This window comes from Shewanella morhuae, assembly GCF_900156405.1.
Lineage (GTDB): Bacteria > Pseudomonadota > Gammaproteobacteria > Enterobacterales > Shewanellaceae > Shewanella > Shewanella morhuae.
Genome location: NZ_FTNN01000001.1, coordinates 510635 through 524476, shown reverse-complemented (window position 1 = coordinate 524476; position 13842 = coordinate 510635). Strand labels below are relative to the sequence as shown.

Genomic DNA, 13842 nt, shown 5'->3' with positions numbered 1-13842 from the left:
GTAAGCCTAAAAACCTGATATTTCACTCAGACCAAGGCAGTCATTACACTAGCCTTAAATACCGTCAACGGCTGTGGAAATATCAAATAACTCAGAGCATGAGCCGCCGAGGTAACTGCTGGGATAATGCGCCAATGGAGCGATTTTTCAGAAGTTTAAAAACGGAATGGGTGCCAACGCAAGGCTATAAGGGTTTTGTGGAAGCTAAACAAGATGTGACTGATTATATTATTGGTTATTACAGCCAAGTCAGGCCACATCATTACAATGCAGGATTAAGCCCAAATGAATCAGAGCGAAGATTTTGGGAAGATTCTAAAGCCGTGGCCAAATTTAGTTGACCACTTCATTGCCTTCAAGACCCAGTTTACTTCGTAATGAAACAGTCTCACGTTGAGTAAAGTAGGGCGTTAACGCCGCCCAATTTCGCAAAATTTCAGTTGGGTATCGAGTACTATTTGCCTGACAAAACACCTCAATATTCTTTTCAGACATCAGGCCAATTACATCTGCTTGACGATATGAATAGTGCTCAAAAAACCTAAAATAGCGCTCAATCAAGGAACCAGCTCGAATCATGCCCGCATCAACGACCCATTGTGGGAACAGATCTCTCAACACTAAATATGATGGGCATTTACATACTTGCTTTATCTTTGAAACTAAACCGCCAAAAAAGATAGAAGGAGAATAGTAAATAACGCCATCAAAAGAATCACTTTGTACTTTATGCTTGATGGCTTGCCAGGCCTTAAATGAAAGCAAGGTTTCATTTAAGGCACGGGTCACTTTGCCTACATCTTTTATGGGCCCAGAACGGAAGCGCCAGACATTGACGCCATCGATATCTTCTTCAAGAAATGACGGAACCTGACTAACAGAAGGAGTAATTACCGTTACATTATGACCGTTAGTAATCAACTCAACTGCGAGTTCGTGAAACATTTTCGCAGCCACTCTTGTGCTATCAGGTAAATAATCATCAATGATAAGCGCTAACTTCAAAGTGATTTTCTCCAAATAACTCGGTTCACGTAATCTGTATAACTTAAAATTGTACGTAACACCTTGTCAGAAACATTTGGAGCTACATAATCCTGTACTTTATTAATCAAACGAATAACACCTCGAGGTTGCTTTTCAAGAATATCAATTGCTTGTAATATTCGCTCGACACTCATACCTGTAAACATTACAGCACCTTCTTCGAATCCCTCAGGACGTTCTTGTGCCTCCCGAATATTAACGGCTGGAAAATTTAAAATTGAGGACTCTTCTGTGATAGTTCCACTATCACTTAGCACCACTTTGGCATCCATTTGCAGACGAACATAATCACTAAAACCGAGAGGTTTTAATAAATTAACTAAGGGGTGGAAAGATAAATTTAAAGCATCAATTTTTTTGCGCGTACGGGGATGAGTCGAAACAATAATCGGATACTGATATTTTTCAGCTAACTCATTTAACACCTGCACGTAGCTATGGATATTTTTATCAGAATCGACATTTTCTTCACGATGCACACTCACTAAAAAGTATTCATTTTGATCCAATGACAGGCGAGAGAGTACGTCAGAAGCTGCTATTTTATCCTGATAAAAAGCCAGCACCTCATCCATAGGGCTACCAGTTTTAACGATTAAATCAGGCTTAATACCTTCATTTAACAGATACTCGCGAGCTATATCGCTATAGGGCATATTTACATCTGAAATATGATCAACAATTTTGCGGTTAATCTCTTCAGGTACACGTAAATCAAAGCAACGGTTACCCGCCTCCATATGAAAAATTGGAATTTTTTTACGCTTAGCCGAAATAGCCGCTAGTGCACTGTTTGTATCACCTAGAATAAGAAGCGCTTCAGGCTTTAAATCGGCAAAGACCTTATCGGATTTGCTAATTACTTGCGCCATTGTTTCGGCAGCGCTGCCACCGGCACACTCTAAAAACACATCTGGCGCACGAATACCCAAGTCATCAAAAAAGATTTGATTAAGCTCATAATCGTAATTTTGCCCAGTATGCACCAAAGTGTGGTCACAAAACTCGTCCAGCTTGGCGATAGTACGAGACAAACGGATAATTTCAGGGCGAGTGCCAACAATAGTCATCACTTTTAGTTTTTGCATGGGACATACCTTGTTAAATAATCGTTATGCATATATTCAATTAACTCTGGCCAACTTGGGGGAGTAAAATCGATCGCTTGGCGCAATAAATCAGAATTAAGTGAACGGTCAATCACCAGTTGGGTAGACTCATTAATCTCAATCTCTTTGCCATAAATGTTAGCCACTAACGAGATTAAACTGTACTTATCAATCGGTTCGACCGACAGATGATACAACCCGCAGATCTCAGGTTTGTAGAGAATGTTGTCGGCCAACAGTTTGGCGATATAACAAGTCGGCAAACCTGAAAACACAGCCTTGGAAAACCCATTCACAGCGCCGCGCTGGCTTAAAAACCAATCAACCAGGCTAGCTGCGGAATCCAGTTCATGACCAATAATGGAGGTGCGTAAGGTTAGATGGCGACCATAGTTAACCTCACCCAAGCACTTAGATTTGCCATAAAGATCCGTGGCGGTTGGCAAGTCAGCTTCATGATACATCCCTTGCTTGCCATCAAACACGCAATCGGTAGAAAAATGGATCAAACGAGCATTATATTGGTCACACAAAGCGGCTAATTGATGTGGGAGTAAGGCATTAATTTCAATCGCAGCAACATGCTGTTTGGCAATATCATGTTGCTTAATCAACCCGATACAGTTGATCACCACATCAGGTTTAGCTTCTATAATTGCCCGCTCAATGCTAGCAATATCCGTTACATCGATTCCTAGTAACAGCTTATCTTGATACTTTTCAAAAAAAGCCTGCTTTCCTTTTATGCTACGCACAGTACCTTTTACGGTTAACTCTGCATAATCTGCCAGATTGCTAAACAGGCTGTACCCCAACATCCCAGTAGCCCCAAGGATCAAAACATTCACTGTTATACCCCTTCTGGCACAATGATATTGCCTGCTTCAATTTCTCGAATAAAATCGAGCTTACGAAGGAGTGTTTTCATTCCTTCAACATCGAGACGTTCAGTATTGTGAGAATTATAATCTTCAACCTTAGACAGATCTTGCTCACCTTGTTCGAAATACTTTGAATAATTAAGGTCGCGATTATCTGCTGGCACTCGATAATATTGACCTTGTTCCTGCGCAACAAACATTTCTTCGCGACTACAAAGTGCTTCAAATTGTTTTTCACCATGGCGTGTACCAATTACATTCACTGGATGTTCGGGCTTATTCATGATCTCCAGTAACGCCTTTACCAATACATCAATGGTCGCAGCTGGTGCTTTTTGTACGAAGATATCGCCGTTTTTACCTTGCTCAAAGGCATGTAAAACCAAATCGACAGCATCATCAAGGGTCATCATAAAGCGAGTCATATTCGGGTCAGTAATAGTGATGGCATCGCCATTAACAACTTGGCGGATAAACAACGGGATCACAGAACCACGAGAAGCCATAACGTTACCATAACGAGTACAACAAATTGTCGTATTGGTATGTTCAAGATTACGACTCTTGGCCACAATCACCTTTTCCATCATTGCCTTCGAAATCCCCATGGCATTAATGGGATACACGGCTTTATCTGCACTCAAACAAACCACACGTTCAACCTTATGGTTGATTGCGGCTTCTAATACATTTTCAGTACCCAACACATTGGTTTTTACCGCTTCCAACGGATAAAACTCACAAGAAGGGACTTGCTTTAACGCTGCTGCATGGTAAACATAATCCACTCCACGCATAGCATTGGCGACACTTTGGTAGTCGCGTACATCACCAATATAAAACTTTAATTTATCCGATTGAAAATGCTTACGCATATCATCTTGTTTTTTCTCATCACGGGAAAAAATGCGAATTTCATTTATATCAGTATTTAAAAAACGACGCAGTACTGCATTACCAAAAGATCCTGTGCCGCCGGTTATCAGTAAAATTTTACTTTCAAACATAAATCACCTCTTAATAAAAATGGAAATAAATCATTTCTCGAAACTGCTTTTTTCAGGAAAGATTCGAAGTAAGTTATTACTTAATGCGATTTTCAACTTTTCGAACTTATGATCATCAATTGACTCTTCTTCACAAATACATAGAAAAGTTGGCAATTTTCTTAATTGGAAAACCTTATCAATGTCAAGCTCATTTTTTACATAAATAGAGAGATGATCACGGAATTGTTTTGGGTAGAACCGACCAGACAGTAAATTAATAAAACGAAACAAATACTGATTGATATCGTTTGGAGATCTAAACTTCGAATATACGGTATTTTTTATTACACCATCTTTATTATCACCGATGAACTTAAGCCAGGTTGATTTAAGGTGTGGTTGAGGTTGATGATATATATCTAACCACATAACTTTTAGTAACAAAAAGTAAAGCAAATTATTCACATTAGTAATCATACTATAGTTTTTAGAGAAGATATTTTTTATATCAAGTTCCAAGACCCGCAATGGCCCTATATATTTATAAGCATTCATAATAAACTGAGCAGCAAGATAATTCTGTGGTTTCAATTTACTATATATAAAACCTTGCCTCGGATATGACAGTTTAAGATAATCAACTGGAAGATTATTGATAAAGAATCGCTCTATATCAACAGGATTCAGAACAAGCATATCGTCATTGAACAATATGAACTTTTCAGCCAACCCATCAATATTTGCAAAATTAATTTCTATTGCTGATGAATTAAAAACTGGCAACGCATCAGGATATATAAATATATTTTCATGCGTGTGAAATTTTAATCTTGGATTTGATAAATTAAGCCATGAAGGTAAATGACCACTAGTAATAAAATGAATATGCCTTACCCATGGAAAAAACTTATCAAATCCCCTAAAAACATATTTTAATGTAGATAGATCTCTAAATCGTTTTGGAGGCATTGCTTTATACTTACTATATTGATTGAGCCATTCAGGGTCACTGCCGTCTACCCAATATATAATAATGTCGACATTATCATTTTTATCACTATCCATTAAGTCTCACCTTAGAATTAGAAACATAAATAAAAAAAATATGAAAAAAACGAACCAGATAAAGTAAAAAAATAAACATAAAAACTGTCTGAACAAATAAGAAAAACGCCAGAAACCATCCATGAATAACAAATAAAAGAACATAGCACCAAGTTAACTCATTTAAGTTTGGACTAATTTTTTTTGATAAAAAAACAGAAGTTAAAACTAAAAATACAATAAATATATAGATAAATAATGAATCTACACCTGACACAATCATACGCCCCCAAAAGCTAACGTGCACATTCCAGCTAATATCAGGATTAATTTTATTTGCAACAACAGACTCAATCCATAGTGCAGATTCATTAACGTTACAAAATAACTGATAAGTAAAGTTTATTATTGAGTGCGTTCTAAAAAAATCATAATAAAAGCTTTCGAACATAATTGAGTTATCAATCAAATACTGTATATTAGCTACAACTTGAAATCTTTCAAATGTATGTATAGCGAAATCAAAATATAATCCCAGAAATCCTTCATCACCAACCATACTTATGAGTATAGAGCTTATTTTATCTACAAAATTAACTGACTCGAAAGAACTATTAAAATTAGTCAATACTAGAGATAGAGCTACAAACTTTGCAATCCTTAACAAAGGAGCAAGAACAAAACCCAAAACAACAAAAAACAAAACAAGATAATTAAACCTTGCGTTATTAACACCTGACTTATGACACAAAACAAAATATGGCAACAACAAAATATAAGTTGACATTGCACCTGTAATTAAAGGAGATAAAAAATAACCCACTACAATAATTTTATAAAGAAAATTTCTTATACCCGCAAAACAAAATATATAAATTAACAAAAGAAAGTGAGGCTGTAATAAAAAGAAAGTATATTTAAAAACTGAACCAACATTTTTTACATTTTCATCAGCAACACCATTAACACCCAACCCCTTAGATATAGAGAAAATATAGAAAATAAAAATAAAAAAAAATAATACGTGCAATGTCATACTTGGAGGTATTTGATGTATCAGCCCTCTTTTTCCTATATTTACTTTATTAACAAAAGTAAAAACCCCTATATTAAAAAAAATGATGCTGATCAAAACTAGAAAAAATGAGAAAAATAAAATTTCTAAATTTGAATGCCAACTTAAACTAGAAAGGTCACCACCAAGATGACCATCTAAAGCGTATATAAAAACGTAGGCAGCGTTAAAAAATATATATACAAATAAAAGTATATTTCTATGTATTTTATTTTCTTTCATCGAAAAAGTCTTTTAAAGAAAAAATTAAATTCAGAAAAAAAAGATAATCTCTCATCAAATAGAAAACTTTCTGGCCTATACTTAATTCAGGGTGTAAACTCCAACTTTTTAAAATTAAAACCTTAGATCTGCCATACATTTTTTTTCTAATTGCTTTGGTAGCCAAATAATATAACTCCCTTGCTAGTGGATAATTAACTAAGGTAACATCCTCCCCTCCATTAACCCCAACCATTCTTTTATAAGCTTGCATATATCCAAAGTATCCTCTAGAAATCATCCTCGGATTTACATTCATTTTTGATTCACTCCATGAACCATTAGAGTTAGCCCTATATACACTAGATAACATTGGAATATATATTGCACCTCCATTTTTAGCGCCTAGACCTTGAATAAAAATATCACCAACAGGGGCAAATGATAACCAATCAATCACATTGTCAAGGATTTTTTTTCTAAAAAATAAAGAAGGAGAAGGCATGGCACCTCCTCCTCCATATAGGACATCTTTAAAAGAAATGATTTTAATCTCAGAACCATAATCGCAGATAGTACCTATAATCAAACCATTTTCACTACAAACATTTGCTTTAGAAAAGCATAGGTCTATCATATCGAACGATTGCAAAACATCATATTGGGTTTGTAACTTATTATTTGAGCACCAATAATCATCCCCTTCACAAAAAGCTATATATGTGCCGTTGCAATAATTAAGTGCATTTATCAAAGGGACATTAATTCCCTTTGAATATAAATTCTGTTTAGGCAAAATATGCTTAATCAAATTAGGGTACTTAATTCTATATTCATCAATAATTTCAGATGTACCATCATTCGAGCAATCATCATGGACTATAACTTCATATTTGAAACTAACATTTTGGGAAACAAATGATTCAAGTGTTTTCGCTATATATTTTTTTTGATTATAAGTTGTACAAAGGACACTTACCGCACAGTCATTAATAACAGTCATTGTTTTTACCATCTTAAAATTTAAAAATACCTATATATTCTGTCGATAAAAACTTGAATCTAATAAATTTCTCTTTCTCTTTTTTAATTTTTTTGCTGGAACACCAACATATATATAAAATGCATCACAATCCTTGTCCACCAAAGAAAGTGAACCAACAGCAACCCCTTCATTTAATGTAACACCAGGTAAAACTACTGAACCAGCTCCTACTATCACATGTTTATTTATTTTAACATCAGCACTAGTAACATTCGTATATTTTGTAGGCACCATTGGATTTGTCATAAACTCGCCACTATAATCATCATTACTTGAATAAATCGCAACTTTAGATGATATATTAGAAAAATCAGCTAGGATAATTTTACCTGCACCAATTAATGAGCAATAAACAGCTATATGGATATAGTTACCAATATCAATCCCTCCTTCACCCGCCGACAAAACACAAAAATCATCGATACGAACATTATTGCCAATCTTAATACGGTTGGCACCATAAATAGAGGCTTTGTCAGAAATCAGCACATTGTTTCCCAGTGCAGCAAAGCCCATTTCATTTAATTGCCGCTCTGTAAGAAACGCCACTTTAACTCTCCTTAATCAGACGAATAATATAGTTTTGATCTTCCGATATAAGCTCATGGAATATTGGTAAACAAAGCACTTTATCTGCTAAAGCATTTGCACAGGGTAGCTGAGTGATTGAGGAACTCGATAAGCCGCGATACATAGGCATATTACTAATCAATGGGTAAAAATAGCGGCGTGATAAAATATTATTTTCTTTTAATTTCTCATATAACTCATCACGGGTAAGTGGATAATCTGGCTCAACTAAAATAGGAAAGTAGGAATAGTTGCAGTTAGCATATTGATTATGTTGATAGAGGCTAATACCTTTTATATCAGCTAGCATTGAACGGTAACGATTATCTACAGCTTGACGCTGCTCCATGGCTTGCTGAATATGCTTAAGCTGTACCAAGCCAAAAGCGGCGTTGATCTCGCTCATCTTGCCGTTAATTCCAGGCGCAGTCACAGTGAGTTCGTCTTCAATACCAAAGTTTTTTAGGTGATCTATACGCTGCTTGGTTTTAGCGTCTGGGCTGATGACCGCACCACCTTCAAAGGTATTAAATACTTTAGTTGCGTGGAAACTTAAAATTGAAAGATCGCCCCATTTAAGTAGGCTCTCTCCCTTATAATTCACGCCAAAGGCATGGGCTGCATCATAAATCACTTTAAGGCCGTAGTTATCTGCAATCTCTTGAATCGCCTCCACATCACAGGGATTGGAATAACAATGCACTGGCATAATTGCGGTAGTACGAGGTGTGATAGCGGCTTCAATTTTAGCGGGATCAATATTAAATGTAGCAGGATCTACATCAACAAACACCGGCTCTAAACCATTCCACATAATAGAATGACTGGTTGCAACAAAAGAATAAGGTGTTGTAATGACCTCTCCGCTGATGCGCATGGCTTGCAAGGCGGTGATTAATGCAATCGTGGCGTTATTAAACAGTGATACATGCTCAACGCCTAAATATTTACAAAGTTCAGCCTCAAGCTGCTGATGAAAGGGACCATTATTAGTCAACCAACGATTGTTCCAAATTTTTTCTAAATACGGAATAAACTCACTTAATTCAGGCAAAAAAGGCTGAGTAACCGGGATGTTTTTGTTGCTCATGTAATGTTCCAATAAAAAATTAAATTAGATAAATAGATGATTAAAAATTTAACGATGTAACACGGAGCGGATCTGTGACAACAACAGCTTTTGTGTCAACCGTAGATAGAGTGCATAACAACTTAAAGCAACTGATATGTTCACAAGCATTTGCAACCAGAGGATTGTTTGTAAATAGGAGCCAGCCCAATATCCCAAAGCAGCGAAAACAATAACTGAGCACCAAATAGGAAGTAAATCCTTACACTGCTGCCATTGGCTAATTCTAGTGAGCTTGGCTGTATAATAGGTATTAAGTAGCAGTGCCAAATAAGAGGTTACACTGAGTCCTATACACATGGCTAAAACGCCAAATGGAATAGTGATAAATAATATTGTTACACCGATGATTTTTTTAAATACTTCTAACTTTAAAAACAAATCACTACGGCCTTTCACTTGTAGTAAATTTAAGTTAATTGCATGAACAGGATAAAGCATATAACCAAAGCATAACACACTAAGTAAACTGGCTGCAGCCTGCCATTGCACTCCCAATAACGCCGTTAATAACGGCTGCGCAATAAGCCCCAAGCCAATGATAAGCGGAAAGATCACTACTGCAGCCATTTTCAGAGTTAAGCGATAGGCGTTCTCCATTTTCGCTTCATCATCTTGTAACTGGCTAAACATAGGGTAAGTTACCCGCTGAATAATTCCTGTCATAGTCATTGCAAGAACGCTGGCCAGTTGATTTGCTTGAGTAAACTGCCCCACTACTGCTGGAGAAAACTTTTTACCAATAATAATTTGATACAAGTTGTTGTAGATAACATCCAATAAACCAGATAGCAATAATTTGCTACCAAAGCCGAATAAATAACTAAAAGCCTCTTTAGTCATTTTCCCCTGTGGCCGCCAAGGTGCAAACATATTAAACAATAAAGTGGTGCAGATTGCGGTAAGCAAAGTTTGCACGACCAATGTCCAGACTCCATAGCCATTTATTGCCAAAATCATGGCGACTGAACCACTGATTAACACACTGATGATCGAGATTTTAGCTTGGGTTTTAAAATCCATCGCCACTGTCAGTATAACTCTTGGGATCAAGGTAAAGGCATTGACTAACACAGTCACACCTAACACCCGTAATAAAGATTGCAGTTCAGTCTGTTGGTAAAATTCAGCAATATAGGGAGCGCTGAAATAAAGTGCAAGGTAACAGAGGCTAGAAATTAGAATGTTATAGTAAAACGCAGTAACTAAATCGCTGTCACAGCGATCGGTCTTACGAATCAATGCTGAAGTAAATCCACTATCAACAAAGACATTCGAAATGGCAATAAATACAGCTAACATTCCCACTAAACCAAAGGCAGTTGGTCCAAGTAATCTAGCCAGCATAAGGGTAATAGCCAGCTGAATGCCTTGTGTTAAAAAGCGTTCAATAGCGCTCCACAGCAACCCCTTTTTCGCTTTACTTGTGAGATCCTGCATATAGTTAAGGTTTGCTCAAGGTTAATAAATATTGACCGTAGCTATTTTTGCTCATTAATTTTCCGCGGGCCATCAGCTCAGTTAGGCCTAGCCAGCCTTGTAGATATGCGATTTCTTCTAAGCAAGCAATCTTGTATCCTTGGCGTTTTTCAAGCGTTTCAACAAATTGTGCAGCCTCTAACAAACTTTCATGTGTCCCAGTATCAAGCCAAGCAAAGCCACGACCAAGCATTTCAACATGCAATTGACCTTTTTTAAGATACATGTCATTTAGAGTTGTAATTTCAAGTTCGCCACGCTCGGATGGCTTAACTCGCTTTGCCAATTGAACAACATCATTAGGGTAAAAATAAAGACCTGTGACCGCATAATGACTTTTTGGATTTACAGGTTTTTCCTCTATAGAGATGGCTTTTTGATCCTGATCAAACTCTACAACTCCAAAACGTTCAGGATCTTTAACTTGGTAACCAAAAACGGTCGCTCCTTCACCTGTCTGAGCTTTATCAACCGCTTTTTTCAGCTTGGCACTAAAGCCCTGCCCATAAAAAATATTATCACCAAGAACCAAACAAACACTGGAACCACCAATAAATTCTTCACCAATAATAAATGCCTGCGCTAAGCCATCTGGGCTTGGCTGGAGAGCATATTCGAGTGTAATACCAAATTGGGAGCCGTCACCGAGTAGACGCTTAAAACTATCGCTATCTTCTGGGGTAGTGATAATCAAAATATCCTTAATACCCGCGAGCATTAACACCGACAGCGGATAATAAATCATGGGTTTGTCGTAAACTGGCAGCAACTGCTTAGAAACGCCCATAGTTATAGGGTATAAACGAGTGCCTGAACCACCCGCGAGAATAATTCCTTTCATATTAAAATCAGTTCCTAGATAAATAGGCCCTAGGTTTAAAGCAAAACTAGGACATAAAACAAAATAATAAAAGAGATTAAATGCCTAAACGCTCTCGCTGATAGCTACCATCTTGGACATGCTGACACCACTCTTGATTCGCTAAATACCATTCAATGGTTTTACGTAGGCCAGTTTCGAAGGTTTCAAGAGGTTGCCAATTAAGCTCATGGCTCATTTTAGATGCATCAATAGCATAGCGGCGATCATGGCCGGGTCTATCAGTGACGTAGGTAATTTGATTTGCGTAAGACATGGCTTTAGGCACGAGTGTATCCAAAATACTGCAAATAGTTTGTACGACTTCGAGATTCTGTTTCTCGTTATGTCCACCTATATTGTATGTCTCTCCAACATTCCCTACGGTGACTACTTTGTAGAGGGCACGTGCATGATCTTCAACGAAAAGCCAATCGCGAATTTGATCGCCTTTACCGTAAATAGGTAATGGCTTACCTTCTAGTGCATTAAGAATCACTAGCGGGATTAACTTTTCAGGGAAATGATTCGGGCCGTAGTTATTCGAGCAGTTAGTCACCACAGTAGGCAAACCATAAGTGCGTAACCACGCTCTAACTAAATGATCGCTTGCTGCTTTTGATGCTGAATAAGGGCTGCTTGGCGCATAAGACGTATTTTCAGTAAATAATGGCAGCTCACCGTCTTGTTCATCTGGATGCGGCAAATCACCATACACTTCATCAGTGGAGATATGATGGAAACGAAACGCTTTCTTTGCTTGCTCAGATAAACCATTCCAATACTCGCGAGTCGATTCAAGTAACGTATAAGTGCCAACAATATTGGTTTGAATAAAATCACTTGGACCTGTAATAGAACGGTCAACATGAGACTCTGCCGCCAAATGCATTACCGCATCAGGTTGGTACTTATTAAAAACTCTATCTAACTCAGCTCGGTCACATATATCAACTTGCTCAAAAGCGTATCTTTCATTTTTATCTACACTGATGAGTGACTCTAGATTACCTGCATAAGTTAATTTATCAACATTAACGACGCTATCTTGAGTGTTATTGATGATATGACGAACAACTGCAGAGCCGATAAAACCAGCGCCACCTGTGACTAAAATTTTCATTTCTACTACCAAATCCGATGAAGTTAACCTGCAATAAAGGGTTATCTTTTAGTGACAAATATTGAAAATATACACTTTTTGTTCTCAGCCTTCCAAACCAGACTGAGACACTTTTTATCCATTTTGAGACAGCTGTATCTTTGCCATCCCACGTAAAGCCTAGGTTTTACTGTTTTTCTAAAAACTGTCCCAATAGGCCCTTAAAAAATTAGAGATGTTTCAATCTCCTTTCCTAACAAAATGCCTTACTAATACAAACATGATGCCGAGCATACCGCCGAGCATAGTGCCTAATACGCAAATTAATGCACGTTTAGGTTTTGCCTTTTCTTCAGGTACTAAAGCTGGATCTATCGTTTTAAATACGTATTCATCCCGTACCTCAGCGAACATAATAGTTTTAGCTTGTTCTTCAACGAGTTTATAAAGAATTGTTTTAATATCTGCGACATTAGTTAGCGCAATCTGTTTATTTAAAAACTCACTACTACGATTCGCCTCAGCAACATCGCGTTCCTTCATGACTTTATTGATATCTTGCACCAACCAAGCGACCCATTTTTGGGCTACTGTCGGCGATATATGCTCAACCGCTAGAGTGACCATGCCAGTTTCTTTATCCGAATTAACTGTAAATATCTTGCTAAAAACTTTATAAGCCTCTTGCATTGATGGTTCCGGCTTCAGAGGTGCCTCGACTTCTCGTACCCAAGTATTGGTTTCAACCGAGTAATCATCTTCATTATAAATAAGAGTATCTTGCTCTCGATTCCATTTTTTAGCCGCCATTAGGTCAGCTAAAATATTATGCTTTGTATAAACTCACTAGTAAATTGACGAGATTTTAATACCTCTATTGCTAGCTGAGTTTTATCTGTACCACCTTTCCCGCCTAAATTAACACCAGCAAGGCTCGCTAAACCACCAAACTGAGACGCTAGCGCACTTAAACCACCGCCCTGCTCCTCAGCGGCTGGAGCAAGCAATGCCTCAGACTTATAAATATTAGGTTGCATTACCGCAAATACCACAGAACCAATGGCAAATACCGTAGTAATGGCAATAATCAACCATTTCCCTTGCCAAATAACTGAGAAAAGCTCACGAAGGTCGATTTCGTCATTGTGTGCTTCCGACGGAAACTTTGCATCTTGCATATATTTTTTTATTTCATTAGGCATTTAAAACTTATCTCGTTATTTAAGTTCTCTAATACGGTCAACGGTTAACAGAACACTTAGCTCACTTTGATGGTGAAGACAGTTCAGTAAAGTAGAAGCAATGTTCAGTT

The 13842-nt window shown here is 37.3% G+C and carries 13 protein-coding genes and 1 pseudogene; 1 reads left to right on the top strand and 13 read right to left on the bottom strand.

Features of this window, described 5'->3' with window-relative positions:
• Positions 1–341, top strand: a 341-nt coding sequence (locus tag BW947_RS02365) for an integrase core domain-containing protein (RefSeq protein ID WP_143562184.1), incomplete at its 5' end; no start/stop codon positions are given.
• Here the strand turns inward: BW947_RS02365 and BW947_RS02360 are convergent.
• The 13 genes and pseudogenes from BW947_RS02360 to BW947_RS02300 form a co-directional block, all read right to left on the bottom strand.
• Positions 334–1005 (bottom strand): glycosyltransferase family 4 protein, encoded by a 672-nt coding sequence (locus BW947_RS02360; protein WP_076496712.1) that lies wholly within the window; start codon positions 1003–1005, stop codon positions 334–336. The two genes, BW947_RS02365 and BW947_RS02360, sit on opposite strands and share 8 nt — an antisense overlap.
• Positions 1002–2135 carry a non-hydrolyzing UDP-N-acetylglucosamine 2-epimerase gene (wecB, locus tag BW947_RS02355; protein ID WP_076496711.1) on the bottom strand — a complete coding sequence of 378 codons (1134 nt, stop codon included), beginning with the start codon at positions 2133–2135 and terminating at the stop codon, positions 1002–1004. The genes BW947_RS02360 and wecB overlap by 4 nt, the downstream gene beginning before the upstream one ends.
• Positions 2123–3004, bottom strand: a complete 882-nt coding sequence (locus BW947_RS02350) for a dTDP-4-dehydrorhamnose reductase family protein (RefSeq protein ID WP_076496710.1) — start codon at positions 3002–3004, stop codon at positions 2123–2125. Before BW947_RS02350 ends, wecB begins: the two co-directional genes overlap by 13 nt.
• A gap of 2 nt (positions 3005–3006) precedes the next feature.
• The gene (locus BW947_RS02345; RefSeq protein ID WP_076496709.1) at positions 3007–4044 is read right to left on the bottom strand and encodes a polysaccharide biosynthesis protein; all 1038 of its coding nucleotides are present in this window, start codon (positions 4042–4044) and stop codon (positions 3007–3009) included.
• A 30-nt stretch (positions 4045–4074) separates the two neighbouring features.
• Entirely contained in the window at positions 4075–5091 is a 1017-nt protein-coding gene (locus tag BW947_RS02340; protein ID WP_076496708.1) for a Stealth CR1 domain-containing protein, read from the bottom strand.
• Positions 5084–6367: an oligosaccharide repeat unit polymerase gene (gene wzy, locus BW947_RS02335; RefSeq protein WP_076496707.1), complete on the bottom strand. Its 1284-nt coding sequence runs from the start codon at positions 6365–6367 to the stop codon at positions 5084–5086. Before wzy ends, BW947_RS02340 begins: the two co-directional genes overlap by 8 nt.
• A complete protein-coding gene (locus tag BW947_RS02330) occupies positions 6354–7349 on the bottom strand; it encodes a glycosyltransferase (RefSeq protein WP_076496706.1) in 996 nt (331 codons plus the stop codon). The genes wzy and BW947_RS02330 overlap by 14 nt, the downstream gene beginning before the upstream one ends.
• 30 nt (positions 7350–7379) lie before the next feature.
• Positions 7380–7940, bottom strand: coding sequence for an acyltransferase (locus BW947_RS02325; RefSeq protein WP_076496705.1), 561 nt, complete (start codon positions 7938–7940; stop codon positions 7380–7382).
• Position 7941: 1 nt separating this feature from the next.
• Positions 7942–9051: a dTDP-4-amino-4,6-dideoxy-D-glucose aminotransferase VioA gene (gene vioA / locus BW947_RS02320; RefSeq protein WP_076496704.1), complete on the bottom strand. Its 1110-nt coding sequence runs from the start codon at positions 9049–9051 to the stop codon at positions 7942–7944.
• Between the two features lie 48 nt (positions 9052–9099).
• Positions 9100–10530 carry a lipopolysaccharide biosynthesis protein gene (locus tag BW947_RS02315; protein WP_076496703.1) on the bottom strand — a complete coding sequence of 477 codons (1431 nt, stop codon included), beginning with the start codon at positions 10528–10530 and terminating at the stop codon, positions 9100–9102.
• A 4-nt stretch (positions 10531–10534) separates the two neighbouring features.
• The gene (rfbA, locus tag BW947_RS02310; protein ID WP_076496702.1) at positions 10535–11410 is read right to left on the bottom strand and encodes a glucose-1-phosphate thymidylyltransferase RfbA; all 876 of its coding nucleotides are present in this window, start codon (positions 11408–11410) and stop codon (positions 10535–10537) included.
• 76 nt (positions 11411–11486) lie between these two features.
• Positions 11487–12551, bottom strand: coding sequence for a dTDP-glucose 4,6-dehydratase (rfbB, locus tag BW947_RS02305; RefSeq protein WP_076496701.1), 1065 nt, complete (start codon positions 12549–12551; stop codon positions 11487–11489).
• Between the two features lie 219 nt (positions 12552–12770).
• Positions 12771–13732, bottom strand: a pseudogene (locus BW947_RS02300) (Wzz/FepE/Etk N-terminal domain-containing protein).
• Between the last annotated feature and the right edge of the window lie 110 nt (positions 13733–13842).

Excerpts from the sequence above, each read along its gene's own strand:
- rfbA (WP_076496702.1), bottom strand. The coding sequence starts at position 11,410 with ATGAAAGGAATTATTCTCGCGGGTGGTTCAGGCACTCGTTTATACCCT.
- BW947_RS02315 (WP_076496703.1), bottom strand. The coding sequence starts at position 10,530 with ATGCAGGATCTCACAAGTAAAGCGAAAAAGGGGTTGCTGTGGAGCGCT.
- BW947_RS02330 (WP_076496706.1), bottom strand. The coding sequence starts at position 7,349 with ATGACTGTTATTAATGACTGTGCGGTAAGTGTCCTTTGTACAACTTAT.
- rfbB (WP_076496701.1), bottom strand. The coding sequence starts at position 12,551 with ATGAAAATTTTAGTCACAGGTGGCGCTGGTTTTATCGGCTCTGCAGTT.
- wecB (WP_076496711.1), bottom strand. The coding sequence starts at position 2,135 with ATGCAAAAACTAAAAGTGATGACTATTGTTGGCACTCGCCCTGAAATT.
- BW947_RS02340 (WP_076496708.1), bottom strand. The coding sequence starts at position 5,091 with ATGGATAGTGATAAAAATGATAATGTCGACATTATTATATATTGGGTA.
- vioA (WP_076496704.1), bottom strand. The coding sequence starts at position 9,051 with ATGAGCAACAAAAACATCCCGGTTACTCAGCCTTTTTTGCCTGAATTA.
- wzy (WP_076496707.1), bottom strand. The coding sequence starts at position 6,367 with ATGAAAGAAAATAAAATACATAGAAATATACTTTTATTTGTATATATA.
- BW947_RS02345 (WP_076496709.1), bottom strand. The coding sequence starts at position 4,044 with ATGTTTGAAAGTAAAATTTTACTGATAACCGGCGGCACAGGATCTTTT.